Raw genomic sequence first — 26,704 nt, 5'->3', positions numbered from 1 at the left:
GCCGCTCATCCGTGCTGGTGAGGGCGCTCCACGAACCACTCTCGGCCGAAGAGTGCGCCGAAGAGGGGTACCGGCATCCGCACCATCGCCCTGAACAGCGCCGCCGACCTGCCGTTGCCGGAGAGCGGCGTGCGGTGCGCGGCGAGCGCGGCCTGCTTCTGCCGGGCGTAGCGCCGCACGTCGTAACGGTGAGTGATCGCGCTGCGGGGGCTGTACCGGTTCCTCTTCTCCGAGCCCGGCACCGGGACCGTGCCCTCCAGTACGCGCACCCCGGTCAGCGCCGCCGCCCGTGCGCCGACGTGGTGCACCTTCACGTGGTCGCGGTGGCCGTAGCCGCCGTTGGGGTCGTAGCTCAGCAGCAGGTCGGCGTGCTCCTGGCGCAGCACCTCGGCGAGCCTGCCCGCGGCCTCGTCCACGTCGGCGCGGGCGAACCGCGTCCGGTCGGCGGGATCGTCGTAGAGCAGTGGACCGTGCCCGCTGTCGGCGTACCCGAGGTGGACAACCCGTTGCGCGCCAAGCACTTCCGCGCTCGTGCACAGCTCGTCCAGCCGCACGCCGTCGGCCTCGCCCATGCACCCGTCGGTGGCGACGACGATCACCACGCGGTGCCCCTCGTCGGCCAGGCGGGCCAGGGTTCCGCCGGTCAGCAACGCCTCGTCGTCCGGATGCGCGTGGAACGCGACCACGTTTCCCATGCCCCCCGACCCTACGGAAAACCGAGGTGCCGCGTCAGGCGGGTGATCGCCTCGTTGAGCCTGCGGAAGTACGTGGCGCGGCTCAGCGCCAGACCGCGGGCGATCTTGTCGTGGCTCTCCCGCCCGTCGAGGAACCGGCGGGTGAGCGCGGCGCGGAGCTGCTGTTCGTGCGGGCTCGTGCCGAACTCCAGGTCCACCGCCGTGCGCAGCACCGTGCGCACGTGGTCGGCCCGTTCGCGGATGTCCGCACCCTGGGCCAGCGGGCTCTCCGCCAGCTCCCCGCTCGACGCGAAGCTGTCCAGCGCGGCGCGGACGTCGGCCGCGGTGAACCCCGTCGCCGGCGCGAGGCCGAGCTCGCGGTAGACGACGTCGCGCTGCGTCACGTACAGCCCGCCGGGGCCGTAGTCGATGAGGTAGACGACCACGCGCCGCCCGTCGAACTCCGTCTCCAGCTCGGGAACCGGCCGCCCACCGGTCGCCTCGCAGAACGCGTGCACGCGGTCGTTGTGGCCGAACGCGGACACGAGGGCGTAGCGCGGGTTGCGGACCTCCATGCGCAGCACCGCCGACAGGTTCAGCATCGCCAGCACGTGCGAGCCTTCGCCGGTCAGGTCGACGGTGTCGCGCCACACGACCGCCTGGCCCTCCGGGCTGAGGCGCCGGGCGTGGCGGAGCAGCCGTGCGCCGAAGGGATCGGTTCGCGCGCAGGCCGGAAGTGCTGACGGCGTGAGGAAAATCGCGTGCCCGACGGGGGAGCCCGCCGCGTCCCGGGCGATGGTGACGTTCCCCGGACGCCCCGTGTAGTAGGGCTCGCTGGCCGCCCACCACTCGCGGTAGCCACGGGCGGTGAGCGCCTGGCCGACCACCTCCGCGTCCCCCGCGCGGACGCGGTCGGTCTGGAAGCGGGAACTGCCTTCCCAGCGGTAGCCCCAGCGGATCTCCGGCGACTCGATCAGGTGCGCGAGATCGACCAGCGCGCCCGCGTCACCGCTCGCCGCCCGTGCGTAGAAGTGGTCGCACAGCACGCGTTTGAGCCCCATGACCCGATCCGGGCGGCGATGGCGGACTCGGGCCAGCACCGCCATGCGCACCACGTCGTGCAGTGTCAACGCGTCGCCGTAACTGTCCACAAAGGACCGCTTGGCGAGCCAGTCGAAAGCCGCCTGCGCGGAGTCGCCGAGGGTGTGCGCGAGCAGCCCCACGGTGACCTCGCGCGCGATCGCGCAGACGGTGAGCGCGTCGTGGAAAGCCGGGTCCAGCTCGGTCTCCGTGACGACTTCGAACAAGGCGCTGATCGTGGTCGGCCGTGGGCTCGTCGCGCCCGTCGCCAGGTAGACGCCCGCGGCGAGGGTCAACGCGAGCGGGGAGCCCTCCGACCACGCGCGCAGCCGCCCGGCCGCCGTGCTGTCGGTGACCCCGTGCGCGGCGAGCAGGCGCTCCGCCTCGACCGGGGTGAGCGCGCCCAGAGGCAACTCCGCCACCACCTGGTCCCAGCCGTCCAGGCGCCAGCCGCTGTCCGGGGGCCGCCGCCCGCTGATCACCACGACGGAGTTGTCGTCGAGCTTCGGCAGCACGTCCTGGCGCAAGGTCCGCCCGCACGCGCCGATCCGCTCGAAGGAGTCGATGAAGACGACCGGGGCGCGTTCCCCGTCGTGCGAGGTGGCCTCGGCGAGCGCGTCCACCACCGCGTCCGGCACGGGGGCCAGCGCGCGGGCGTCCACCCAGTAGCAGCGGTGCCCGGCCTCGGCCGCCAGCAGCCGCATCATCCGCAGCAGGCTCGTCTTGCCCAGCCCACCCGGTCCGTGCACGAACAGCACGTTGCGGTCCAGGGCGCCCGCGAGCGCCTGCCGGAACACGCCGATCTCCGCGTCCCGGCCGACGAACCGGGAGAGCTGCCTGCGCACGAGGCTGTCTCCGATGGTTGCCATGCCGCCAGCATGCGCGAGCCCGCGCGGCCGGACATGAGTAGGCGTTGCTCATTCTCAACTTCGTCTCACGGGGCTTCCTGCGCTTCGCGGCGTCTCTCTACCGTGCGAAATCCCTGCGAAACAAGGAGAAACCATGCGAGCTGCGGCAGTGGTGCTGTCCCTGTTCGTCGCTTCCGGCGTGGCCGTGGCCGGACCCCCGGCGGGCGTGGACGCGGTCGCGCACGATCTCGCCGCGTCCCCTGGGGTGCTGGCCCAGGTGCACGCGCGCCTGGCCGCCACGTCGAAGGTCGACCTGGCTCCGCTGACCGAGGGTGCGCTGCGTCGGCGGGTCGACCAGGTCGGCGCCCGGGTGCGCGCCTCGAAGCAGCTGCCCGCCGACCTCGGGCCGCTGCTCCAGGTCCGGGCGGGCAACCGCGCCGCCCTGACCACCACGGCGAACGCGCTCGTCGTGGCCGAGCCCGCGTCGGACGAGATCACTTCCGTGACCGCCTACTCCCGCACTGGCGCGCACCGGCTCTCGGTCGATGCGCTGCCCACTGATCGTCCGCTGTTCGTCGTCGCGGTGGACCGCCAGCGCGTGCTCGCCGCGAACCTGGCCAAGCTGCGTGCTTCCCTGCGTGCCCTCGGTGTCCGCGCCGACGAGCCTTCGGGCGCCGGTGGCTACGACGCCGCGAAGATCACGTCGCTCCGGCTGGCCGAGGACCACGAGCCGGACCTGCGCGGCGACGCGGAGATCTACACCCTGGTGGCCGGTGTCGGGCCGGACGACAAGCCCGTTGTGGACACGGTCCAGATGCCCTACCTCGACCACGACAAGACCACCTACACGCCGAACCAGGTGCTCGTGAACTGGTCGCACTTCAAGTACGCCGCCGCGGACGCGGTGATGATGGAGGAGGACGACAACTTCAGCTACGGGGAGCTGGCCCGGGCCGCGGCGAAGGCGATCCTCGCGGTGGCGGGCGCGGGCGAGTACATCCCGGTTGTCGACGCGATCCTGGCGGCCGTGCCGGACTCCTTCTGGACCAACGACGCCGACTACGTGGACTCCTGCTACACCATCCGCAAGCAGCCCCTCGGCGCCACGGCCACACTGAACGGCGCCAGGGGCAACGGCGTGCTCGGCCTGAGCACGATTCACGTTCCGGCGACCTGACCTGGTCAGCGATTGTTACCGGCTGGTAGGGTACCGGCCGGTAACAACGGTGGGTGGAGGGAAGTCGAAGGTGGCTGAGATGGAGTACCCGGCGCTGTTCAACCCGGTCACCTACGACCCGGAGCACCTCGACACCGAGTCGCGGGCGAAGCTGCGGGCGCTGATCGACTGGTTCGAATCGCGCGGCAAGCAGCGGCTGATCGCCGACCACCTCGACCGCGTCTGGTACACCGACTTCCTCGACTTCATCAAGCGCGAGAAGCTGTTCGCCACCTTCAACACCCCGGCAGCCGAGGCGGGCGGCGACCCGGGCAAGCGGTGGGACGCGACCCGCAACGCCGCGCTGAGCGAGATCCTCGGTTTCTACGGGCTGTCCTACTGGTACGCCTGGCAGGTCACCGTCCTGGGCCTGGGGCCGATCTGGATGAGCGACAACGCCGAAGCCCGTGCCCGCGCGGCGGCCCTGCTCGACAGCGGCGCGGTGTTCGCGTTCGGGCTGTCGGAGAAGGAGCACGGGGCCGACGTCTACTCCACCGACATGGTCCTCACGCCGCGCCCGGACGGCGGCTTCACGGCGACGGGCGACAAGTACTACATCGGCAACGGCAACATCGCGGGGATGGTGTCGGTGTTCGGGCGCCGCGCGGACGTCGAGGGCGCGGACGGCTACGTGTTCTTCGCCGTGGACAGCCAGCACCCGAGCTTCAAGCTCATCAAGAACGTCGTGAACTCCCAGATGTTCGTCAGCGCGTTCCGGCTGGAGGACTACCCGGTCACCGACGCCGACATCCTGCACACCGGCACCGACGCGTTCAGCGCCGCGCTCAACACCGTCAACGTCGGCAAGTTCAACCTCTGCACGGCGTCGATCGGCATCGCGGAGCACTCCTTCTACGAGGCGATCACCCACGCGCACAACAGGGTTCTCTACGGCAACCGGGTCACCGAGTTCGGCCACGTGCGGCAGTCCTTTGTGGACGCGTACGCCCGACTGGCCGCCATGAAGCTGTTCAGCGACCGCGCGGTGGACTACTTCCGCTCCGCGACCGCCGAGGACCGCCGCTACCTGTTGTTCAACCCCATCACCAAGATGAAGGTGACCAGCGAGGGCGAGCGCGTCATCGACCTGCTGTGGGACGTGATCGCGGCCAAGGGCTTCGAGAAGGACACCTACTTCAACACCGCGACCGGTCACATCCGCGCGCTGCCGAAGCTCGAAGGCACCGTGCACGTCAACCTCGCGCTCGTGCTGAAGTTCATGCCGAACTACCTGTTCAACCCGCAGGAGTTCGAGCCGGTGCCGACCCGCCACGACGCCGCGGACGACGCTTTCCTGTTCGAGCAGGGGCCGGCGCGCGGACTCGGCAAGATCACCTTCCACGACTGGGAGCGGGTGTACACCGCCTTCGCGCACGTGCCCAACGTCGCGCTCTTCCACGAGCAGGCCAGGGGGCTGAAGCGGCTGCTCACCACGGCCGCCCCCGATGCCGCCCAGCAGCGGGACCTGGACTTCCTGCTCAACCTCGGGCACCTGTTCACGCTCGTCGTCTACGGCCAGCTGGTGCTGGAGCAGGCGGAGCTGACCGGCTGCCACCCGGACGTGCTCGGCCAGATCTTCGACGTGCTGGTCCGCGACTTCTCGGAGTACGCGGTCGGCCTGCACGGGAAGGCCTCGGCCACCGAGGCCCAGCAGGCGTGGGCGGTGGAGCAGATCCGCAAGCCGGTGCCGGACGCCGAGCGCTTCGGCCGCGTGTGGGCCCACGTCGCGGCTCTTTCGGGCAGTTACGACATGCGCGCATAACTCTTGCGCACAAAGGCGGGCCGGTGGTTCACCCCGCGTGCCAGAATCGGCTTCATGATCGATCCTGCCTCCGTGGTGGACCGCCAGCTGGCCGCGTACAACGCGCACGACCTGGAGGCCTTCCTGGCGACCTACGCCGAGGACGTCCACCTCGCGCTGCACGAGGGGCAGAGCATTCGGGGGCGCGACGAGATGCGCGGCCTCTACGCCGAGCAGTTCGCCCAGCGGCTGTGCCGCGCCGAGGTGGTCGGCAGGTTGATCGAGCGCGGGTGGGTGGTGGACCACGAGGTGGCGCACGGGCTCGACGACGAGCCGCGGCGCGTGCTCGTGGCGTACCGCGTGCGCGACGGCCTGATCGACCGCGTCCGCTTCCTGACCTGACGCCCGCGCCCCGCCGGGTTCGGTGGCCGTGGTGAATGCGCACGTTGAGGTGAACGAGAGCACTCTGATGGCCGCGTGCGACCGGCGGGCGGCATCCGGGGCGGCGGTGCCGGACCTGGTTGTTGTCCGGACGGGTGCGTCTCCGGGGAGCGATGCCCGCCACGGGGGGTGACGATCGGCGGTCGCTCGTTCGGGACGGACATCGCTCAGCTGGCCGATGTCCGCGCGTTGGGCCGAATGCGAGGGTCGAACGCGTCAGGCAGCCGAGCCCGAAGAGAGTAGGCGCGCACGATGCAGCAGCAGTCCTTCACGCTGCCCGAGTTCTATGTCCCGTACCCCGCCAGGATCAACCCGCACCTGGAGCGGACGCGGCGGCACAGCGCGGAGTGGGCGGAACGGATGGGCATGCTCGACTCGCGGACGCCGGACGGCGGGCTGGTGTGGACCGCCGAGCGGCTCGCCAGGATGGACTACGGCCTGATGTGCGCCTACACCCACCCGGACTGCGACGGCGACGTCCTCGACGTGATCACCGACTGGTACGTGTGGGTGTTCTTCTTCGACGACCACTTCCTGGAGGAGTTCAAGTACTCGCGGGACATCAAGGGCGGCCAGGCGTACCTGGACCGCCTGGAGAAGTTCATGACGATGGACGGCGAGGTCGCCCCCGAGGTGACGAACCCTGCCGAGGCCGGGCTGAAGGACCTGTGGGAGCGCACCGTCCCGTCGATGACCGTCGACTGGCGCAGGCGGTTCATCACCAGCACGCACAACCTGATGGTGGAGTCCATCTGGGAGCTCAAGAACATCGAGCTGGGCCGGATCGCCAACCCCATCGAGTACATCCAGATGCGGCGCCGGGTCGGCGGGGCGCCGTGGTCGGCGAACCTGGTCGAGTACGCGGTCGGCGCCGAGGTGCCGGACAAGGTCGCGTACTCCCGGCCGCTGGAGGTCCTGCGGGACACCTTCTCCGACGCCGTGCACCTGCGCAACGACCTGTTCTCCTACCAGCGCGAGGTGGAGGAGGAGGGCGAGAACTCCAACGCGGTGCTGGTGTTCGAGCGCTTCCTGGGCAACTCCACGCAGGAAGCGGCCGAGCTGACCAACGACCTGCTGACCTCGCGGCTGCGGCAGTTCGAGAACACCGCGCTGGTCGAGGTTCCCGCGCTGGCCGCCCAGCACAACCTCCTGCCGCACGAACAGCTCGCCATCGCCGCGTACGTGAAGGGACTGCAGGACTGGCAGTCCGGCGGGCACGAGTGGCACGCGCGCTCCAGCCGTTACATGAACCAGGCGATGGACAACGACGCGCCGCCGAACCCGTTGCTCGCGGGGCCGGTCGGGCTCGGCACCTCGGCGGCCCGGCTGGAGTTCCGGCCGGGCGTGCGCAGGGCTCTGCGTGAGCACACGTACACGCCGGAGCGACCCGTGGGCCACCTGCCGTTGCCCGAGCTGTACATGCCGTACGCCGTCCGCACCAGCCCGCACATCGAGGCCGCCCGCGAGCACACCATCGACTGGCAGCGCGCCATGGGCTTCTACGAGGTGGTGCCCGGCGTCGAACGCGGCGCGATCTGGGACGAGGCGCGCGGGCGGGGCATCGACCTGGCGCACTGCGCGGCGATGATCCACGCCGACGCGGACCCGGAGGAGCTGAACCTCTCCTCGGACTGGTTGTCGTGGGGGACCTACGGCGACGACTACTTCCCGTTGGTCTTCGGCATCGCCCGCAACAAGGCCGCGGCGCGCGCGTGCGCCGAGCGGCTGAAGCAGTTCATGCCCCTGGACGGCAAGGCACCGGCGCCGGCCAGTCCGATCGAGCGCGGGCTCGACGACCTGTGGAGGCGCACCGCGGGACCGCTGTCCCCGGGCGGGCGCGCGGAGTTCCGCAAGGCCGTCGACGACATGGTCGACAGCTGGGTCTGGGAGGTGGACAACCAGGCGCAGAACCGGATTCCCGACCCGATCGACTACGTGGAGATGCGCCGCAGGACCTTCGGCTCGGACATGACCATCCGGCTGGCCCGGGTGAAGGCGCTGGACCTGGTGCCGCCGGAGCTGTACCAGACGCGGACGCTGCACGAGCTGGTCACCGCGGCGATGGACTACGCCTGCTTCACCAACGACCTGTTCTCCTACCAGAAGGAGGTCGAGTTCGAGGGCGAGGTGCACAACATGGTCGTCGTCGTGGAGAACTTCCTCGGCACCGATCGGCTCACCGCGCGGGACGTCGTCGCCAAGCTGATGAACGCGCGCATGCGGCAGTTCGAGCACATCCTCGCCAACGACCTCGCCGACCTGTTCGAGGAGTTCGACCTCGACGAGAGGACCCGCGCCGTGGTGACCCGGCAGGCCGAGGACCTCAAGGAGTGGATGTCGGGGATCATGGAGTGGCACGTGAAGTGCGTGCGCTACCAGGACGCCGAACTCCGCCGGATGTACGGCGTCGAGCAGGTCAAGAGGGTTTTCTCTTTCCTGCCAACCGGTTTGGGCACATCGGCGGCGCGGTTGTCACGCGTTCGGTAGCTCGAAGCCGGGATCCTCGGCGACCGACCGCAGCGCGGTGATCGTCGGGTGCCCCGCGGCGAGCAGCGCGGCGTCGGAGTCCGGCTCCGGTCGCGCGTCGTCCACGTCGACCGCGACGACCTCGATGCTGTCGTCGTCGAGCTGCCGCACCCGGCTCTGCACGGTACCGAAGCGGGCGAGCCGGGCGTGGCGCAACGGACCGAGCCGGTCCGCCGCCACGTCCGGCACGTTCACGTTGAGCACCGTCCCGGCGGGGGAGTTCCGCAGCAGCTCGACCGCCTGCTCGACGATGCCCGCAGCGCTCTCCCAGTGGGGTTGCTCCGAACCCGCGAGCCCGACGTCGAGCGACACGGCGAGACCGCGCAGGTCGTTGATGGACGCGGTGAGGGTCGCGCCGACGGTTCCGGAGTGCAGCACGGCCCGGCCGACGTTGGCACCGCGGTTGATCCCGGACAGCACGAGGTCCGGCTTGGCGCCGAACGCGCCCTGGGCCGCGAGGAAGGCGATCAGGCCGGGATGCCCGGCGATCGCGTAGGCGGGGACATCCGGCAGGCCCGGGAGTTCTTTGCGCGCCAACGCGATCCGGCGGTCGTCCTTGGCCGCGGTCAGCCCGGCGCTGGTACCGCTGGACTCCTCCGCGGGCGCGGCCACCACCACGGACAGTCCACAGTGGACGGCCATGCGGGCGAGCGCCGCGAGGCCGGGGGAGTCGATGCCGTCGTCGTTCGTGATCAGCGCGATCATGACCAGCTTTCCGATAGGGGACGCAGTTCCACGCGGTCGGCCAGGGTGCGGATGGCCTCGCCGCCGCCGGTGCCGAGGCCGCGCCGGGTGATGTTGAGGGCTCCCGCCGCCGCGCCGATCCGCAGCGCGTCCGTCATGGGTTCGTCCTTGGCGAGGCAGGCAGCGACGCCCGCGGTCATCGAGTCGCCGCCGCCGCGGGTGTCCACCGGGCTCAGGTCCGGAACGTGCAGCGTGAACAGCTCGTCCTCGACCAGGGCCAGCGCGGGCTCGGCGGCCCGGGAGACCACCACGGTGCCCGGCCCGCGCTTCGCGATCTCCTTGATCGCCGCCACCAGGTCCGGCAGGTCGCCGCTGTCCGCGCGGCCGTCCTCGATCAGCTCCTCGTGGCTGACCTTCACGAAGGACGGCCCGCCTTCGAGCACCTGCGCCAGTCGCCCTCCGGCCAGGTCGGCCAGCACGCGGCAGCCGTTGGCGGAGAGGTCCTCGGTGAGCCTGCGGTAGAGCGAGTGCGGCAGGACGCGGTCGTTGCCCGGACCGCTGAGCAGGGCGATCCCGGTGTCCAGCGCGTGGGTCAGGGTCAGCTCGTAGAGGTCGTCGAGGTCGTGCCGGGACAGCTCGCCCGCGGGCATGTCCACCAGCTCGTCCCGGCTGCCGTCGCGGCGGTCGTGCACGTAGGCGCCGTTGCGGGCGTCCACGTCGAGCAGCTGCGGCTCGATCAGGGGGTCGCTGATCAGGTGCTTGAGCACGTGCCCGGTCTCGCCGCCGACGGTTCCGCACAGCACGACCCCGGTACCGAGCGAGGTGATCATCCGGGCCTGCCAGACGCCCTGGCCGCCGGGGTGCACGTGGATGTCGGGTTCGCCGTTGAGGTCCTCGACGGTCACCGTGAGCTGCGGCGAGGGCGCGAAGACGACGACGCGTCCGTTCTGTCCGGTCACGTCGGGGGCATTCCCCTGCCGGGCTCAATCCATGCCCGAGACCCGCAGCGTGATGTTGAGCCGTCCGCCTCCGCGCAGGCCGATCTCCGGCCCCGTACCCGGGAACGTCCTGGTCACACCGTGGTAGGCCAGCCGCGACGGCCCGCCGAAGACGAACAGGTCGCCGGAGCGCAGCTCGACGTCGGTCCACGGGCGACCGCGGTCGTCGGTGTTGCCGAAGCGGAACACGCACGCGTCGCCGAGGCTCAGCGAGACCACCGGCTCCGGGCTGCGCTCGTCGGCGTCGCGGTGCATGCCCATCCGCGCTCCGGCGTCGTAGTAGTTGACCAGGGCGATGTCCGGGCGGTAGTCCGCGCCCGCGGCCCGCCGCCCCAGTTCGCCGAGCCAGTCCGGGAACGGCTTCACCGGCGAACCGTCCTCGGTGGAACGCGAGTACCGGTACGGCGTCCAGTGCCACCCCAGGCACACCGAGCGCACCGACATCACCGAGCCGTTCGGCATCCGGGTCGCGCGCAGCCCGGCGGGCGGGCGGGACCACTCGCGGCACGCCTCGACCAGCCTCCGCTGCTCGTCGAGGCCGAGCCAGTCCGGCACGTGCACCGCGCCCGGCGCGATCTCGGCGCGCTCGCGGGGAAACAAGCCCATGGGACCATAATGACCACCATGCCGAAGATCGAGTTGAGCGAGGGCGGCCACGCCTTCTGGACGGAACGCCACCTCTGCACGCTGAGCACGATCAGGAAGGACGGCACCCCGCACGTCGTCCCCGTCGGCGTCACCCTCGACGCCGAGGCGGGCATCGCGCGCGTGATCACCTTCTCCCACTCGCAGAAGGTCAAGCACGTCCGTGCCGCGGGCTCCGACGGCGCCCGGGTCGCGGTGTGCCAGGTCGACGGCGGGCGCTGGTCCACCCTCGAAGGCCGCGCCGTCGTGCGCGAGGACGCCGCGTCGGTTGCCGACGCCGAGGCGCGCTACGCCGCCCGCTACCGGACTCCCAAACCCAACCCGGCCCGCGTGGTCATCGAGATCGCCATCACCCGCGTCCTCGGAAACGTCTAGCTCGCCCTAACCCGATCGGCTGGTGGTGGAGAGGGCGTCGGCGAGCAGGTCGGCGGAGATGTTCGCCCCGCACGAGATCACTGCGACCCGCCGTCCGCCCAGCTCGTCCCGCTTCGCGAGGGCCGCGGCGAACGCCATGGCGGCCGCACCCTCGACGAGGTGGTGCTCGGTGTCGACGATCATGCGCAGCGCCGCGGCGATCGCGCCCTCGTCGACGAGCACCCAGTCGTCGACCAGCGAACGGCAGAGCTCCACCGTGATCGCGCCGGGCTCGATGTTGCCCGAAGTGCCCTCGGACAGCGTCGGCTCGGCGTCGACCCACACGACCTCCCCGGCCCGGACCGAGGCGATCATGCCCGCGTCGTTGGCCGGAGAAGCGCCGATGATCCGAACGCCCGGCCAGCGCCGCTTGAGGACCGACGCGACACCGCTGATCAACCCGCCGCCCCCGACCGCGACCACGACCGCGTCGAGTTCTCCGGTCTGTTCCAGCATTTCCACCGCGACCGTGCCCTGTCCCGCGATCACCTCCGGGTCGTTGTACGGCGGGATGTAGACCATGTCGTGGTCGGCCGCGTGCTCGCGCGCGAGCCGTTCGAGCACGCCGACGTCCGTGCCGTGGCGCTGGATCCGCGCCCCGAGGCGTTCGATCGCCGCGACCTTGACCGGGGAGGCGTTTTCCGGCACGAACACGACGCCCTGGCCGCCGAGTGCGGCGAGCGCGTTGGCCACTCCGAGGCCGTGATTGCCGGAGGACGCGGTGACAACGCCGCGCCGCCGCTGCTCCGAGGTGAAGGTCAGGGTCTTCGCGAGCGCACCGCGGGCTTTGAAGGAGCCGGTGCGTTGGAGGTGTTCGCACTTGACCAGCAGGTCGGCGCCGAGGTGTGCGCCCAACGCGGAGAACGGCAGGAGCGGCGTGACGGTGAGATGTTCGAGCAGCTTCGGTGCGATCTCCTGCGAGCGTCGTGCGATGTCCCGCGCCTTCTCCAGCATGGGCCCGAGCGTAAGCGACTCCGCGGGAGTAGAGGTGAGTGCGGACGACGGGGTCGTGTTCGAGGACGTGGTACCCGAACGTCATGTGGTCGGAGTGGTCTTGGGTGCCCCCGGCGTTGTCCGTCTCCAGGGGCATGTCGGTCAGCCCACCTTCGGCCTTTCCCCGAATTCTGCGAGGGTTTCAAGGTCGTCTCGCCGCGGGTATGCCGAAGGTGCCTAGACAACGGAGGCGGAGATGGCCACGCGCGAGAACGAAGAAGACGCGAAGATGCCCTCGGACGTTTCGGGGAGGCTGTCGGTTTTCGACAGGTTCGCCACGCACACCAGCAATTTCGTTTCCCGGGCGTGGTTCTTCGTGCTGTGCGTGCTGCTCGTGATCATCTGGGCGCCGTCGTACTTCCTGCTGGACAGCACCGACACCTGGCAGCTGATCATCAACACGATGACGACGATCGTCACGTTCCTGTTGGTGGCGTTGCTGCAGAACACGCAGAAGCGTGCGGACGACGCCGTGCAGCACAAGCTCAACGCGCTCGCGGACGGGCTCTCCGACATCATGGCGCACCTGTCGAAGAACTACCCCGACCTGGACCACGACCGCGAGGAGCTGCGCGACGCGGTCGGCCTGGAGAACCGGGAAAACACACGGTGAAACACGCCCGCGAGGCTTTCTCGCGCGTGGCCGACGCTGTCGCAACGGCCGCGGGATCGCCTTGGATGAGCGGGCTCAGCATCATCGTCGTGATCGCGTTGCTGTTGGCCGGTGTGCTCAGTGGATTTCCCGCGCACTGGCAGACGATCGTGTACTCGCTGGGCGCTCTGGTCAGCCTGTTGCTGTTGTTCAGCATCCAGCACAGCACGAACCGCCAGACCGAGGCGATCCTGCTCAAGCTGGACGAGCTGATCAAGGCGACGCGGGACGCCAGCGACGACGTGATCGCGGTGGAGGAGCGCGACCTGCACGAGCAGGAACGGCTGCACTCCCGCCAGCACGACCGGCACCAACGGCACTGAATCGTTGACGAAGGCCCCGAACCGTTGCTACAACTTCGCGAGAGCGCTCTCACCATCGAGCTCCGCCGCTGCTCGACGACCACGCTCAAAGGAGAGCTGTCCATGGGCCAACGCAGCGGGTTCAGACTCGGCTTGATCGCGACAACAGCACTGCTCCTGGCCACTCCCGCGCTGCCCGCGGCCGCGGAGCCGGTCGGCGCGGGCAGCTACACCACGGCGTTGCCCGCGGGGGCGGCGCTGCCGACCGCGTGCTCCGACCTGGCCACCAACCCCCGGCGCCACCTGACCGCGAACGCGCCCGCCGGAGCGGTTCCGACGAACGACTGGTGGTCCTCGCTGGTCTACAAGCGCACGGAATGCGCCTTCTCCGACAACCTCATGGCGCACCCGCTGTCCTTCGACACCGTGGCGGGCGGCCTCGGCGTCGACTACGCGACCACGCCGACGATCACCGGAACGGCGACCGGCGTCGGCGAGTACCACTACCAGTACGGCGCGGACTTCACCCTCGGTGTGACCGGGCTGAACGCGTCGGAGGCGAAGGTCGACGGCTGGACGGACTGGACCGTCAGCCCGTTCTGGTCGGACGGGGCCCGCACGCTGCGCGCCACGATCGGCCACGGTTCCCCGTTCGTCTACGCCAAAGTGACCGGCGGAGACGCGCGGCTGAGCTTCTCCGCAGCGCCCACCGTGTGGTTGAACAGCGGCTCCCGCATCGGTTTCTCGGTCGACGGTCATGACTACGTCGCCTATGCGCCGAGCGGAGCGACGTGGAGTTCCGGCGGTACGGCGATCACATCGAACCTGGCGGGCAAGGGATTCTTCTCCGTCGCGGTTCTGCCCGGGAACTCCGATCGCGTCGCGCTGGCCAACGCCTACGGCACCTATGCGCACGCGCACATCACGGGCACACGCGTGTCGTGGAACTACGACCAGGCCGCGAGCACGGTTCGCGCGACCTACGCGTTCACCACCCAGGCGCTGGAGGGCTCCGCGACCGGAACCGTCGTTTCCCTTTATCCGCACCAATGGCAGCACCTCAGCGGCGGTGGCACTCCGATCGCCAACACCTACATCTCCCCGCGTGGACCGATGAAGACGCTCGTCGGCACTTCGTCGTTCACCACCACCATGCGCTACAACGGCGTTCTGCCGGAGTTGCCTTCGGTGGCCATGACGGGCGCGGATCTCGCCACCCTCAACGGTTTCCTCGACCAGGCCGCACAGGGTGACCCGCTGGCCGGGTTCAACAACGACACCTACTGGACGGGCAAGGCGCTCGGGCGCGCGGCTCGGCTCGCGGAGATCGCCGACCAGGTCAACCGGACCGATGTGCGCGACAAGATGCTGAACGCGATCCGAGCGCGGCTGACCGACTGGTTCACCGCGTCGCCCGGCAAGTCGCAGCGCGTCTTCTACTACGACCGCAACTGGGGAACGCTCATCGGCTACCCGGCCTCCTACGGCTCCGACACCGATCTCAACGACCACCACTTCCACTACGGCTACTACATCGCCGCGGCCGCGACCCTGGCGAAGTTCGACCGCGACTGGGCCTCCGGTGGCCAGTACGGCGGCATGGTCGACCTGCTGGTCCGAGACGCCAACAACTACGACCGCAACGACACGAGGTTCCCGTTCCTGCGCGACTTCGACATCTTCGCCGGGCACGACTGGGCGGCCGGGCACGGCGCCTTCTTCGCGGGCAACAACCAGGAGTCCTCGTCGGAGGGCATGAACTTCGCCAACGCGCTGATCCAGTGGGGCCAGGTCACCGGCAACAACGCCATCCGCGACGCGGGCCTCTACATCTACACGACCCAGGCCAGCGCCATCCAGAACTACTGGTTCGACCCGCAGGACCAGGCGTTCCCGGCGGCCTTCGAGCACTCCACCGTCGGCATGGTGTGGGGCGACGGCGGCGCGTACTCCACCTGGTTCACCGCGGAGCCTGAGAAGATCCACGGCATCAACATGCTGCCGATCACCGGCGGCTCGCTCTACCTCGGCCACAACCCCGGCTACATCGACCGCAACGTGGCCGAGATCGTCCGCAACAGCGGCAGCCAGCCGAAGGTGTGGCAGGACATCATCTGGTCCTTCCAAGCACTGTCCAAACCGGACGAAGCGCTGAACGCCTTCCGCGGCACCAACTACACCCCCGAAGAGGGCGAGAGCCGAGCGCACACCTTCCACTGGCTGCGCAACCTGAGCGCCCTCGGGCAGGTCGACACGAGCATCACCGCGAACCACCCGCTGCACGCCGTGTTCAGCAAGGGCGGCACCAGGACCTACGTCGCCGGCAACACCGGGACCGCCCCGATCACCGTGACCTTCTCCAACGGCACCACGCTGAACGTGCCCGCGGGCAAGACCGCGACGACCGGAGGGGGAACGGTGACGCCGCCGCCGACCTCCGCGACGCTGCACGTGACGAGCCCGAACACGCTTTCCGCCACGAGCGGTTCCGGTGCCCGTGACGATGCTGTCACGAGCGCCGGTGGGCGGAACTTCGACGGCGTGCCGACCAACGCCCGGGTCTACACCGCGTGCGGGCTCACCGGGAGCATCGACCCGGCGAAGCAGACCCAGTTCTCGCTCAACGTGGACTCCGCGACCGCGGTCGGCAACGGAGTGCAGGCGCGGATCTCATACGACCCCAACGGTTCCGGGAACTACACGCGCACGGAGACCTACCGCTACTTCGCCACGGACCCGGTGACCGGATGGGAGAACTACACGCAGTCGGCCGGACTCCAAACGCAGACCGGCACGCTGTCCAGCCTCGCCAACGGATGCGTGAAGCTGGAGGTCTGGAGCGCCATCGGCAGCGGGACCACTTCGCTGCGCGCCAGCGCCACCGCCACGGAAGGTCGGCAGTCCACAGTGGTCGTTCCGTTCACGATGGGCTGATCAGGTCCGTGCACCGCTGAGCGGCCGCGAGCGCATCGGGGGTTCCCTTGTGCGCGAACGTGTCCATGGCGGTGTCGGCGAACTTGATCGCGTGTGAGTCACCGGTCGCGACGGCCCGCTCAAGTACCTCGTCCACCGCCAGATCCGCGCCTTCCTCAACCGGGGCCGGCTGTGAAGGGGCGTAGATCGAGGTGACGGCGGCCGTCGCGATCCACGCGGCGCACAGGCTCGGCACCCACAGCTTCTCCGGGAGCGCCGGAAGCGTGCGGAGGACCGCGTTCGGCGCTGTCGCCCCGTGCACGGACATGATCGCGGCCCCGTGCCCGTGCGTGCGGTAGCGCAGCACAGCCACATCGACGAGATCGGCGAGCATGTCGTACGCCTGCGCCGAGTTCGAGGGGCAGCGCAGCGCGGCAAGGGACTCGGACCACCCGGCGAGATCGGCCAGCCGGGCCAGGCGTGCCTGGATGCCGCCGGTCCGCTCGGGCAGCACGGGAACGCCGAGGATCGCCTCGTGCGGCGGCAGCGTTCCCTCCGGGCAGGCCGCGCCGGGGACCGACTCCCACCGCGCGGCCCAGTAGCCGAGCCCGTGCGCCAGCTCGTCCAGCCGCGGCGCCGTCTGCTCGCCCTCCAGCAGGACGCGCACGGCGTGGCCGACCCGGATCACGCCGTGCGTCGCGCCCGCGGCGACCCCGGGGAGCAGCCGCGGCCACCACGTCGCCAGCACCTCCCGCCACGGCCGCTCGGCCAGCTCCACCCGGAAGTGCGCGATCCAGTCGCCGATCCGGCGCTCGTCGCCCATCGCCGCCAGCCATTCGGAACCGATCCGGTGCGTCGCGGCGGGCAACTCGTCGAGTTGGTCGCTGTAGGCGTCGACCCACCGGTGCACCAGCTCCGGGCGCCCGGCGCGGACCATCGCCTCCACGGTCATCGGCGCGTGGTTGGACAACCAGCCGTCGAACTCGGGGCCGGTGCGGTGCAGGCGCTGGTACGCCTCGTCGAGCACGCCGGTGCGGTCGGGCATCAACTGACTCCATTCACCTCGGACGGGGTGGCAGCCAGTGTCGAACCTCCAGCTAACTGGAGGTCAAGGGGTTGGCTACGACAGCGTCACGACTGCGTCGCGAACTGTCGGCCAAATCCGCCCACAGCGAGCGGACCAGCGAAAACGGACGTAGCGTAGCCACTTTCCCGCCCCAGGAAGGGCGCGCGGCGGGAGGGACGTGAGGTGGCGTGGTGGAGTACTTCGTGGTCACCGTCGACGGCGCTCAGCAGATCGCCGAGAGCGGTGAGTTGTTGCGGGAGTGGCACGGGCACCAGCTCTACGAGCTGCTGGTCTACGCGGGGTACCCACTGACCCGCAGCGACTCCGAACTGGACGGCATCGAGGTCGGCGGTTGCGCGGACTGGTTCGACCTCGCGGTGGACGCGTCCACCGGCGACGTGGTGGCGCACACCCACGGCGCCGACCCGCGGGCGCACCCGATGGGCGAGGCCGGGCGGGTCCTGGTGGAGTGGTACCTGCGCGAGGTCGACACCTGCTGAGTTAATCGGTTGCGGCCGTCGTAGACTCGACTCAGAGAGACACCGGTGGAACAGGCGCCCGCCGGCGTTGGGGCTCGGAGAGTCCCGGACAGCTGAGTCGCGCCTCTACTTCCGATTGGCCACACCGTGTTTCTCTCTGCTTATGCGCGATTCCGCAAGCGAATCGTCGTTCCCACGGCGCTCGTCGCCGCGCTCATGACCCCCACCACGCCCGCGCCCCACTGCTCGCCGCAGAGCACCGAAGCGGGCGTGGCGACCTGGTTCTGCCGACCCGCGCGGATCACCCCGCGGACGCCCGTCCAGCTCCTCGTGCACGGCGCGACCTACGACCACCACTACTGGGACGCGTACTCGCGTGAGGCAGTCCGGCGCGGCTACGCCACCCTCGCGGTCGACCGGCTCGGCTTCGGCCGCAGTGCTCACCCGGACCCCACCAAGCTCACCCTCGCCGCGCAGGGCCGCGTACTGCACGAGCTGGCGATGGGACTGCGCCGGAAGGGATTCCGCACGATCGTCCTCAACGGACACTCGCTCGGAGCGCTGGCGGGCCGTCACGCCGCCGCGCTCGGCGGCATCGACGCGATGGTCCTCAGCGGGGTCGCGAAACCGACCGCCCGAGCGGCGCGGACGCCCGACCCCGCAAGCGGGTCTCCTGGCCAGGACTTCCCGTTCTGGCCCGCCGAGCAGGACCCGAAGTTCGCGAACCGGAACTGGCCGCCCGGCTACATGACCACGAAGCCGGGCGCGCGAGCCGGATTGTTCCTGCACGAAGGGGACTACGACCCCGCCGTGGCCGCCGCCGACGAGGCGAACAAGGACACCGTGCCCTCCGCGGAACTGGCCGAGGCGGACGGTTCCACCACACCGCCACCCCCTGCCGGAACGCCCGTGCTCACCGTGCTCGGCCGTTTCGACGCGCTCTACTGCCCGACGACGGGCGACTGCCGGACCGATCCCGCGGGTCGCGGCGCGCACATCGTCGAGCGCAGCGGCCACTGCATCAACCTCGGCCACGGTGCCGCGGACTTCTACCGGCTGACCTTTTCCTGGCTGTCCAAGGAGATCGCGGTCTTCGCGCGCTCAAGTGACTCCTCCGACGCGGGCTGACCGGGGTTCTCCGTCGCCAACGCCTGGTTGAGCCGGGCGAACGGGCGCATCCGCGCCTCGTAGGCGGCGAACCCCTCGGCGTGCTGGCCGTCGGCGCGCTCCAGCTCCTCGGCCAGCACGTACGCCCCGACCAGCGCGAGGCTGGTGCCCTGTCCGGACAACGGCGACGCGCAGTACCCGGCGTCACCGACGAGGGTGACGCGACCGGAGGACCACGTGTCCATGTGGATCTGCGCCATGGCGTCGAAGTAGAAGTCCTCGGCCTCCCACATGGCTTCCACGAGCTTCGGCGTCTCCCAGCCCAGTCCGTCCAGCTTCGCCGCGAGCATCCGCCGGTGCGCGTCGTTGTCGCGGCGGTCGTGGGGGAGCGAGTCGGCGTGGACGCCGAGCGTCACCCGCAGCTCGCTGTTGTCGCGCACCGGGTAGACCGCGTAGCCCGCTTCCTCCCCGTGCAGCCAGACCTGCCAGTTGTCCAGCCCGAGGAAGTTCTCCGTGCTGAACACCGCGAGGTAGGTGCCGAGGTGGCGGAGGAACTGGCTCTCCGGGCCGAAGGCGAGCGCGCGCACCCCGGAGTGCAGGCCGTCCGCGCCGACCACCACGTCGAACCTGCGCGGCGGTCCGTTCTCGAAGGTCACCTCGGTCCCGTCGATCCCGGTGATCGTGTCGCCGAAGACGTACTCCACGTCGTCGCGGGTCAGCTCGTAGAGCAGCGAGGTCAGGTCCTCGCGCAGCAGTTCGATGTCGCCGCTGTCGAAGCGGCCGCTGCTCAGCGCCATCTCCGTGGAGCGCATGACCTCGTTGCCCTGACCGTCGAGCATCTGCATGCCGCGCATGGTCGTGCGCAGCTCGCGCGCCCGCTCCAGCAGCCCCATCCGGTCCAGCACGTCCAGCGCGACGCCGCGCACGTCGATCGCCTGACCGCCCGTTCGCAGCGCCGGGGCGCGCTCCACGACCGTCACCTCGAAGCCGCGGCGGCGCAGCCAGTACGCCAGCGCCGGACCCGCCACACTCGCCCCGCTGATCAGCACGTTCTTTGTCATGCCTGTAGCGTACGGCGTAAATTCAGCTGTACAGAGCCAAAACGAGGCTAAACTGTGCTATCTCAGTGAGCTTCTGTACTAGGACAGGGAGCGCCATGACCGACAGCCCGCCGTACGCCCGGATCGTGGCGGAGCTGCGCCGCCGCATCGCCGAGGGCGAGCTGGCCCCCGGCGACCGCGTTCCCTCCACCAGGCAGATCGCGATCCGCTGGGGTGTCGCGCTGGCCACCGCGACCAAGGCGCTCACCGCGCTGAAGCAGGAGGGCCTGATCATCGCGGAACCGCGCGTGGGCAGCGTGGTCGCCGCGGCCCCGAGCAAGCCGCGCCCGCCGGCGGAGACCGGGGACGAGCTGACCCGGGAGCGAGTCGTGCGCGCCGCCATCGAGATCGCCGACGCCGAAGGGCTCGCGGCGGTGTCGATGCGCGGGGTCGCGGCCAGGCTCGGGGTCAGCGCGATGACGCCGTACCGGCACGTGGACAGCAAGGACGACCTCGTGCTGCTGATGGCGGACAGCGCCTACGGCGAACTGGAACCGCCCGACCCGAAGATCAAGAACTGGCGGACGCGGACGGAGGTCGGTTCGCGCGGGTTGTGGGCGCTCTACCGCAGGCACCCGTGGCTGGCCCAGTTCACCACGCTGACCCGCCCGGTGATGCTGCCGAACCTCGCCGTGCACGCCGACTGGATGATCAGCGCGCTCAGCGCCCCCGGCCGCACGCCGACGCAGGTGATGAACCTGCACGTGCTGTTGTTCAGCTATGTGCAGGGGATCGCGGTGAACCTGGAGCGGGAGGCCCAGGCGCAGGCCGCGACCGGGCTGACCGAGGAGGAGTGGATGGACACCCAGGAAGAGCAGTACCGCTTCTACCGGGAGTCCGGTCGCTTCCCCGCGTTCAGCGGGCTGATGCGGGCCTTCGACGAGGAGGGCTACGACCTCGACCTGGACGAGATCTTCGAGCTCGGTCTCGCGGCCCTGCTCGACGGCATCCGCTGACCGCCTCCGAACGGATCTGGTGAACGCCGGCGCGGGACTGTGAGGATGGCCGGATCTTTCCGACAGCGTGAGGAGATCCGGTGGTCCCGTTCGGCCTTCTCGCCGCCGCGGGGGCGGCCCTGGCCCTGGTCGCGGCGCCTGCCCCGGTCGCGTCGGCCGCCCCGCAGGCGAAAGCCACCTTCCACCTCCCGGCCCCGACCGGTCGGCACGACGTGGGGGCCACCGAACTGCACCTCGTCGACGCGAGCCGGAAGGACCCCTGGAAGCCCGAACGCGCGCGTGAGCTGATGGTCAGCGTCCGGTATCCCGCGCGGGAGGCGGGCCGGTTCCCCCGAGCGCCGTGGATCAGCTCCGGCCTCGCCGCGGTGCAGGACGGGTTCGGCGCGGGATTGGGCATTCCCAAGGACTCCGTCGACTGGACGGGTGTGCTGGCGCATGCGCGTTCGGGCGCACCGGCCGAGCACGGCAGGCATCCGGTCGTGCTCTACACGCCCGGTCTCGGGTTCCCGCGCTCCGCGCAGACCGCGATCGTGGAAGACCTGGCGAGCCGTGGCTACGTCGTGGTCGGCATCGACCACACCTTCGAGACCAACGTCGAGTTCCCCGGCGGGCGGGTCGAGGTGCCGGCGCACCTGGAGATCGAGCCGGTCACGATGAAGAAGATCCTCGACGTCCGGGTCGCCGACACCCGCTTCGTGCTGGACAGCCTCGTGCGACTGGCGGCGGGCGCCAACCCGGACGCGGAGTCCCGGCCGCTGCCCCGTGGCCTCGGCGGCGCCCTCGACCTCGGCAGGATCGGCGTCTTCGGGCACTCCTACGGCGGTTTCACCGGCGGCGAGACGATGGTGCACGACCGGCGCGTGGACGCGGGCGTCAACCTCGACGGCTCCATGGCCTACGGGTTCGGCGAGCTGATGGGGCAGCCCTACCTGCCGGGCGAGGTCACCAAGCTCGGCCTGGACCGCCCCTTCCTGCTGATGGGCTCGGAGGCGATCGACCCGGCCACGGGCAAGCTGGTCCGGCACACCCACCTCAATGACCACGACCGCTCGTGGCCGCAGTTCTGGGCCAACCAGCGCGGTTGGAAGCGGGACCTGCTCCTCGGCCGCAGCGGCCACCTGGCCTACACGGACTACCAGGTCGTTCTCCGCCGGCTCGCCCAACAGCTGAACCTGCCCGCGCAGCGGGTCGAGCAGCTGGTCGGCACCATCGACGCCGGTCGCTCGATCGCCGCGCAGCGCACCTACGTCGCGGGCTTCTTCGACCTCCACCTGAGGCAGCGGGACACGGGCCTGTTCACCGGCCCGTCCCCGCTGCACCCGGACATCACCTTCATCACCGACTGACGGCTACCGCGCCGTGTGCGCGAGCACCGCGGCGGCCAGCTCGGCGTGCACCTCGGGCGGGAGCGTGTGCCCCATGCCCTCGATCTCCAGGTACTCCGCGCCCGGGATCTCCTTGGCGATCAGCCTGCCGTGACCGGGCTTGACCGGCTCCTCGCTGCCCTCGATCACCAGCGTCGGCGCGGTGATCTCGCCGAGGCGGCCCTCCGGCTCGAAGTCCGGGTCGGCCGCCCACGCCCGCTGGTGGTTGGCCACCGTCGCCGGGTCGCGGTCCCGGTCGCGCAGGCGTTCCTCCAGCTCCCGCTGCGCGTCGGCGTCGAAGGGCAGCACCGAGCCGTGCAGGACCCTGGCCAGCTCGATCTGGAAGTCGATCGGGTCCTCCGGGGGCGGTGAGGTGAACAGCTTGACGAACTCCTCCTTCGGTTCGGGCAGGCTGCCCGGCTCCTGCGGCTGCCCCGTCAGCGCCCGCGTCACCACGTGCCCCTCGTGCCCGCCGAGCGGGGAGGAGCCGATCGCGGTGAGGCTGGCGATCCGCTCCGGGTGCTCCAGCGCGACCCACTGGCCGAGCAGCCCGCCCGCCGAGTGCCCGACCAGGTGCACCCGGTCGATGCCGAGCGCGTCGAGCAGCCCGACGATGTCGTCGCGGATGTCGGCCCAGGTGTAGGGCCGGGCGTCGAAGTCCAGCGCGCTGGAGCGGCCGGTGTCGCGGTGGTCGTAGCGGATGACCCGGCGTCCACCCGCGGCGATCCGGCCGACCAGCTCGTCGGGCCACAGCAGGCCCTGCGACATCGACCCCATGACGAGCAGCACCGGCGGGTGGGTCGGGTCCCCGAACTCCTCGACCCACAGTTCCACGTTGTTGACCTCGATGATTGGCATGCGACTACTTTCGCCGCCGCGGCGCCCGGTGCCATCAGTAGGACCACTGGTGGTCACTGGCCCAGTACCCGGGCCAGTTCGGTGCGGGAGCTGACGCCGAGCTTCGGGTAGATCTTGTACAGGTGGTACTCGACCGTGCGCGGGCTGAGGAACAGGCGCGCGGCGACGTCCTTGTTGGACACGCCCTCGGCCACGAGCTGGGCGATCCGCAGCTCCTGCGGCGTCAGCTCGGCGGCTTCCGTTCGCTGACGCGCCTCTCCCGCCGCGCGCAGCTCGCCCAGCGCGCGTTGCTCCCAGGGCCGCGCGCCGAGCCTGCCGAAGATCTCCGCGGCCGTCCGCAGATGCGGCCTGGCCTCGCTGACCTTGCGATCTCTTCTGAGGCGTTCGCCGAGCAGGAGCGCCGTCCGCGCGCGGTCGTACTCGGAGTCCGTGGTCAGTGCCTGTTCGTAGAGCGGTACCGCGTCGTCCTCCACCAGCGCGCGGCAGCGAGCCACGAGCGCCTTCGCGCGCGTTGTCGTCGCGTTCACCGACCACTGCTTCAGGAACTCGACGCTTTTCCTCGCAGCGTCGAGGTTCCCGCTCGCCACGGCGGCTTCGACCCGGTCCGCGGTGGAGCCCCAGACGGTGACCGGGTGGCCCGTGGTCATCGCGGTGAGCCGGTCGTGCGCTTCCTGGAAACGCCCCTGCCCGAGGTCCAGCAGTGCGAGGGCGTAGTTCGCCACGCCCACGCGCAACTCGATCCGATGGGGGATCGCGATCATCAGGGCTTCGTCGGCGAAGCGCCTGCAGTCGTCCTCGCGGCCCTGGATCGCCGCCACCACCGCGAGATTGGCCAGGTGCGACGCCGTACAGTTGACGTATCCCGCCTCTTTGGCGAGGGCGAGGCCCTCCTCGGAGAGCGCCGCGCTGTGCGCGAGATTGCCGTTCATCCGCTCGGCGGTCGCGGCGAACTCCAGCACCACGGGCAGCGTGCCCACCATTCCCGACACCCGCGCCACCCGTCCGGCTCGCGCGGCGAAGTCGGACGCGGCATCGCCTTCGCCCAAGTGGCTCGCTGCCGCGGCGGCCCACAGCAGCTCGCTCGCGTCCTCCCGGGGCTCGGCGGTCCGCAGGATCTCCGTTCCCTTGGCGGTGTCCCCGGCTCGGAGCGCGGCCGTACCCACGAGCATCGACCGCAGGAAGCTCGGCGGCAGGGGTTCCGCGCGCCGCCCGACCTCGATCGTGACGGCGGTGTCCCCGACGTAGGAGGCGGCTTCGGCGGCGTCCGCCAGCAGCTCGATCCGATCGCCCGCGGCGTCCAGGAAGATCCGCATCGCCTCGGCCGCGTCGCCGGAGTTCAGCTCGAACCGCCCACGCAGCTGTTCCAGCTCCGGGGTGTTGTTCAGCGCTCGCGCCCTCGTCAGGAGGCTCCGCGCCTGCCCCGGCTTTCCGCCCAACCACGCCGATTCCGCCGCCACGGCCAGCCGCCGCGCCTTGGCTTCCGTTGCCGGCGTGAGATCGGCGGCTCGGGCCAGCGCGGTCGCCGCGTCCGCGTAGCCGCCCCTCTCCCGTGCCCTTCGCGCCGACTCCGTCAGTGCTTGCGCGACGTCTTCGTCCGGCCCGAGCGCCGCCTCCGCTCGGTGCTGTGCTTTGCGGTCCGCGTCGCCCACCGCGTCGGCCAGTGCGTTGTGGACCTGCCTCTTCTGCGCGGCCCCGGCTTCGGTGACGACCGCGGAGCGCACGAGGGGATGGCGGAAGCGGATCTTCGCGCCGTCGGTGGTGATCAGCCCGGTTCGCTCGGCCTCGTGCAGCGCCGTCGGCTCCGCACCCGCGCGCAGGACGACGCCGAGGTCGCCTTGCCCTTCGAGCGCGGCGATGAGCAACACGTGCTTCGTGGCCTCGTCCAGCCGCGCGATCTGGTCCCCGAAGACGTTCTTGATCGGCAACGGATCGGGTAGCGGTGCGCTTCCTTCGAGCTGGTCCGGTGTCAGCAGATCGCCGACCTCGTGCAGCGCGAGCGGATTTCCGCTGGTCAGGCGCGTGATCTCGGCGATCACCGCCGGTGCCGCGGTCAGCAGCCGTGCCGCGTCGGCTTCGTCGAGCCCGGTGAGGCGCAGCTGTCGCACTCCGCGCAGCGCGTGCCTCACGTCGGTGGTGTCCCTCGCCGCGATCAGCAGGCGCACCTTCTCGCCGCGGAGCCGCCGCGCCGCGAAGAGCAAGGCGTCCGCCGATGCCTGGTCGAGCCACTGGAAGTCGTCGACCACGCACAGCAGCCCGTCCGGCTCCGCCGCCTCGATCAGCAACGACAGCACCGCCGCCGAGACCAGGAAACGGTCCTCCGTGCGCGATTCCGCCAGCCCGAGCGCTCCCTTGATCGCGTCGCGCTGTGCTTCCGGGAGCGCGTCCGCGAGGTGCGCCACCGGTCGCAGGAGTTGGTGCAGCGCCGCGAATGCGAGACCCGACTCCGGCTCCGCGCCCGTCGCCCACAACGCGTCCTCGGCGACCTCGCCGAGCAAGGCCGACTTGCCCGCCCCGGGCTCGCCGAGCACCGCCAGCGCGCTTTGTCCGCCGTTCAGGAACGCTTCGAGCTCGGCCAGTTCCGCTTCGCGACCGATGAGTGTCATGTCAGTGTTCGTGTTTCTCCGATTGCCAACGCCCACAGGTCCGCCGGATCGCGCCCGGCGGCCGCCCACGCCTTCTTGATCAGGCGCAGCGGCTCGTCCATCGGCTCCTTCGTGAGCGCGAACGTGCCCCAGTGCATCGCCGCGAGTTGTTGCGCACCAAGGTCTTCCAGCGCTTGGACTGCTTCTTCGGGGTTGATGTGCACCGGCCGCATGAACCACCGCGGCTCGTACGCCCCGATCGGCAGCATCGCCACGCCGATGCCCGGGTAGCGCTCACCGATCTCCGCGAACCACTTGCCGTACCCCGAATCGCCCGCGTGGTACGTCCTGGTCCCGTCCGGCGCCGTGATCACCCAGCCGCCCCACAGCGTCGCGCACGTGTCGAACGGCCCCCGGCGACTCCAGTGGTGCGCCGGCACGAAGTCGAACTCGAGCCCGGCCACCGTCGCCGACTCCCACCAGTCCAGCTCCGTCACGTTCCGGAACCCGCGCCTGGTGAACCAGGTCTTCAGCCCCAGCCCCACCAGGACCGGCGTGTCCCTCGGCAGCCGCTTGACCGTCGGCGAGTCCAGGTGGTCGTAGTGGTCGTGGCTGATCACCACCGCATCGATCTTCGGCAGTTCGCTCCACGCCAGCCCCGGCGGCGTCAGCCTCCGCGTCCCACCCGGAATCCGCGCCGCCCATACCGGGTCCGTGAGGATCGCCACCCCGTTGAGCCGCACCAGGTACGTCGAGTGCCCCACCCACGTCCAGCTCGTCGTGCCCGCCGGGAGCCCGTTGCGGGCGATGGGAACCAGGTCCGCGTTCTCCCCGCTCCCGCCGAACCCCCCGTTCTCGCGCAGGATCCGGGCCAGGTCGCGGATCCTCGGCAACGGCGAGGTCAGGCGGTCGCGGTAGTTCGGGCGGGCCATGCCGCCAGTCTGCCACCGCATCCCTGAAGCGCTCGTCAGCTGTGACTCTGCCGATATCGCGACCCGCGGAAGTGTCCTCCGCGGAGTGGGCGAGCGTGGTTTTCGCCTGCGCCAGGGTTCGGTTTCCCGGTGG

23 protein-coding genes are annotated in these 26,704 nt (G+C 70.5%); 12 read left to right on the top strand and 11 right to left on the bottom strand.

The window, feature by feature from the left end; all coding sequences use genetic code 11:
* Window positions 1–5: 5 nt before the first annotated feature.
* Window positions 6–695 (bottom strand): PIG-L deacetylase family protein, encoded by a 690-nt coding sequence (locus BLT28_RS12245; protein ID WP_030430695.1) that lies wholly within the window; start codon window positions 693–695, stop codon window positions 6–8.
* Window positions 696–706: 11 nt separating this feature from the next.
* Window positions 707–2,623, bottom strand: coding sequence for a P-loop NTPase family protein (locus BLT28_RS12240; RefSeq protein ID WP_043812291.1), 1,917 nt, complete (start codon window positions 2,621–2,623; stop codon window positions 707–709).
* Between the two features lie 133 nt (window positions 2,624–2,756).
* Between BLT28_RS12240 and BLT28_RS12235 the strand changes: the two genes are divergently transcribed.
* The 4 genes from BLT28_RS12235 to BLT28_RS12220 all read left to right on the top strand — a co-directional run bounded on the left by BLT28_RS12235 (window position 2,757) and on the right by BLT28_RS12220 (window position 8,487).
* Window positions 2,757–3,779 (top strand): DUF3103 family protein, encoded by a 1,023-nt coding sequence (locus BLT28_RS12235; RefSeq protein ID WP_081900428.1) that lies wholly within the window; start codon window positions 2,757–2,759, stop codon window positions 3,777–3,779.
* A 79-nt stretch (window positions 3,780–3,858) separates the two neighbouring features.
* Entirely contained in the window at window positions 3,859–5,580 is a 1,722-nt protein-coding gene (locus tag BLT28_RS12230) for an acyl-CoA dehydrogenase family protein (RefSeq protein ID WP_030430633.1), read from the top strand.
* 54 nt (window positions 5,581–5,634) lie between these two features.
* Complete coding sequence (locus tag BLT28_RS12225) at window positions 5,635–5,961, top strand: nuclear transport factor 2 family protein (protein ID WP_030430634.1); 327 nt, start codon at window positions 5,635–5,637, stop codon at window positions 5,959–5,961.
* A 291-nt stretch (window positions 5,962–6,252) separates the two neighbouring features.
* Window positions 6,253–8,487: a terpene synthase family protein gene (locus tag BLT28_RS12220; RefSeq protein ID WP_030430635.1), complete on the top strand. Its 2,235-nt coding sequence runs from the start codon at window positions 6,253–6,255 to the stop codon at window positions 8,485–8,487.
* On the opposite strand, the gene surE is transcribed toward BLT28_RS12220, so the two are convergent.
* Genes surE through BLT28_RS12205 form a run of 3 tightly spaced genes read right to left on the bottom strand, consistent with a single transcriptional unit; the run spans window position 8,473 to window position 10,814 of the window.
* Window positions 8,473–9,231: a 5'/3'-nucleotidase SurE gene (gene surE, locus BLT28_RS12215; RefSeq protein WP_030430636.1), complete on the bottom strand. Its 759-nt coding sequence runs from the start codon at window positions 9,229–9,231 to the stop codon at window positions 8,473–8,475. The genes BLT28_RS12220 and surE overlap by 15 nt on opposite strands.
* Complete coding sequence (locus tag BLT28_RS12210) at window positions 9,228–10,169, bottom strand: 1-phosphofructokinase family hexose kinase (protein ID WP_030430637.1); 942 nt, start codon at window positions 10,167–10,169, stop codon at window positions 9,228–9,230. The genes surE and BLT28_RS12210 overlap by 4 nt, the downstream gene beginning before the upstream one ends.
* A gap of 24 nt (window positions 10,170–10,193) precedes the next feature.
* The gene (locus BLT28_RS12205) at window positions 10,194–10,814 is read right to left on the bottom strand and encodes an alpha-ketoglutarate-dependent dioxygenase AlkB family protein (RefSeq protein ID WP_030430638.1); all 621 of its coding nucleotides are present in this window, start codon (window positions 10,812–10,814) and stop codon (window positions 10,194–10,196) included.
* 9 nt (window positions 10,815–10,823) lie between these two features.
* On the opposite strand from BLT28_RS12205, the gene BLT28_RS12200 reads away from it, so the two are divergent.
* Entirely contained in the window at window positions 10,824–11,228 is a 405-nt protein-coding gene (locus BLT28_RS12200) for a PPOX class F420-dependent oxidoreductase (protein ID WP_030430639.1), read from the top strand.
* Window positions 11,229–11,234: 6 nt separating this feature from the next.
* Here the strand turns inward: BLT28_RS12200 and BLT28_RS12195 are convergent, their stop codons facing one another.
* Window positions 11,235–12,221 carry a threonine/serine dehydratase gene (locus tag BLT28_RS12195; RefSeq protein WP_030430640.1) on the bottom strand — a complete coding sequence of 329 codons (987 nt, stop codon included), beginning with the start codon at window positions 12,219–12,221 and terminating at the stop codon, window positions 11,235–11,237.
* A 235-nt stretch (window positions 12,222–12,456) separates the two neighbouring features.
* Here BLT28_RS12195 and BLT28_RS12190 point away from each other — a divergent pair, with 235 nt between their 5' ends.
* From BLT28_RS12190 to BLT28_RS12180, 3 genes are all read left to right on the top strand, one after another.
* On the top strand, window positions 12,457–12,873 hold the full coding sequence (locus tag BLT28_RS12190) for a low affinity iron permease family protein (protein WP_030430641.1): 417 nt from the start codon (window positions 12,457–12,459) through the stop codon (window positions 12,871–12,873).
* A 65-nt stretch (window positions 12,874–12,938) separates the two neighbouring features.
* On the top strand, window positions 12,939–13,235 hold the full coding sequence (locus tag BLT28_RS12185; RefSeq protein ID WP_231950766.1) for a low affinity iron permease family protein: 297 nt from the start codon (window positions 12,939–12,941) through the stop codon (window positions 13,233–13,235).
* Between the two features lie 102 nt (window positions 13,236–13,337).
* Window positions 13,338–16,148, top strand: a complete 2,811-nt coding sequence (locus tag BLT28_RS12180; protein ID WP_043812294.1) for a glycosyl hydrolase — start codon at window positions 13,338–13,340, stop codon at window positions 16,146–16,148.
* On the opposite strand, the gene BLT28_RS12175 is transcribed toward BLT28_RS12180, so the two are convergent.
* On the bottom strand, window positions 16,135–17,172 hold the full coding sequence (locus BLT28_RS12175; RefSeq protein WP_030430644.1) for a questin oxidase family protein: 1,038 nt from the start codon (window positions 17,170–17,172) through the stop codon (window positions 16,135–16,137). The two genes, BLT28_RS12180 and BLT28_RS12175, sit on opposite strands and share 14 nt — an antisense overlap.
* Before the next feature lie 212 nt (window positions 17,173–17,384).
* On the opposite strand from BLT28_RS12175, the gene BLT28_RS12170 reads away from it, so the two are divergent.
* Entirely contained in the window at window positions 17,385–17,693 is a 309-nt protein-coding gene (locus tag BLT28_RS12170; protein ID WP_156051124.1) for a hypothetical protein, read from the top strand.
* Between the two features lie 195 nt (window positions 17,694–17,888).
* Entirely contained in the window at window positions 17,889–18,800 is a 912-nt protein-coding gene (locus tag BLT28_RS12165; protein WP_052407528.1) for an alpha/beta hydrolase, read from the top strand.
* Here the strand turns inward: BLT28_RS12165 and BLT28_RS12160 are convergent.
* The gene (locus BLT28_RS12160; protein WP_030430647.1) at window positions 18,722–19,840 is read right to left on the bottom strand and encodes an FAD-dependent monooxygenase; all 1,119 of its coding nucleotides are present in this window, start codon (window positions 19,838–19,840) and stop codon (window positions 18,722–18,724) included. The genes BLT28_RS12165 and BLT28_RS12160 overlap by 79 nt on opposite strands.
* 95 nt (window positions 19,841–19,935) lie before the next feature.
* On the opposite strand from BLT28_RS12160, the gene BLT28_RS12155 reads away from it, so the two are divergent.
* Together BLT28_RS12155 and BLT28_RS12150 are read left to right on the top strand one after the other, a co-directional pair.
* Window positions 19,936–20,835 carry a GntR family transcriptional regulator gene (locus BLT28_RS12155; RefSeq protein ID WP_030430648.1) on the top strand — a complete coding sequence of 300 codons (900 nt, stop codon included), beginning with the start codon at window positions 19,936–19,938 and terminating at the stop codon, window positions 20,833–20,835.
* A gap of 80 nt (window positions 20,836–20,915) precedes the next feature.
* Window positions 20,916–22,181, top strand: a complete 1,266-nt coding sequence (locus tag BLT28_RS12150; protein ID WP_030430649.1) for an alpha/beta hydrolase family protein — start codon at window positions 20,916–20,918, stop codon at window positions 22,179–22,181.
* 3 nt (window positions 22,182–22,184) lie between these two features.
* On the opposite strand, the gene BLT28_RS12145 is transcribed toward BLT28_RS12150, so the two are convergent.
* The 3 genes from BLT28_RS12145 to BLT28_RS12135 are packed head-to-tail and all read right to left on the bottom strand — an operon-like array spanning window position 22,185 to window position 26,571.
* Entirely contained in the window at window positions 22,185–23,057 is an 873-nt protein-coding gene (locus tag BLT28_RS12145; protein ID WP_030430650.1) for an alpha/beta fold hydrolase, read from the bottom strand.
* 53 nt (window positions 23,058–23,110) lie between these two features.
* Window positions 23,111–25,660, bottom strand: coding sequence for a helix-turn-helix transcriptional regulator (locus tag BLT28_RS12140; RefSeq protein WP_030430651.1), 2,550 nt, complete (start codon window positions 25,658–25,660; stop codon window positions 23,111–23,113).
* Window positions 25,657–26,571 carry an MBL fold metallo-hydrolase gene (locus BLT28_RS12135; protein ID WP_030430652.1) on the bottom strand — a complete coding sequence of 305 codons (915 nt, stop codon included), beginning with the start codon at window positions 26,569–26,571 and terminating at the stop codon, window positions 25,657–25,659. Before BLT28_RS12135 ends, BLT28_RS12140 begins: the two co-directional genes overlap by 4 nt.
* Between the last annotated feature and the right edge of the window lie 133 nt (window positions 26,572–26,704).

The sequence above is a fragment of the Allokutzneria albata genome (assembly GCF_900103775.1).
Lineage (GTDB): Bacteria > Actinomycetota > Actinomycetes > Mycobacteriales > Pseudonocardiaceae > Allokutzneria > Allokutzneria albata.
The sequence above is the reverse complement of the archived record's forward strand: the minus strand, read 5'-3'. Positions and strand labels throughout refer to the sequence as shown.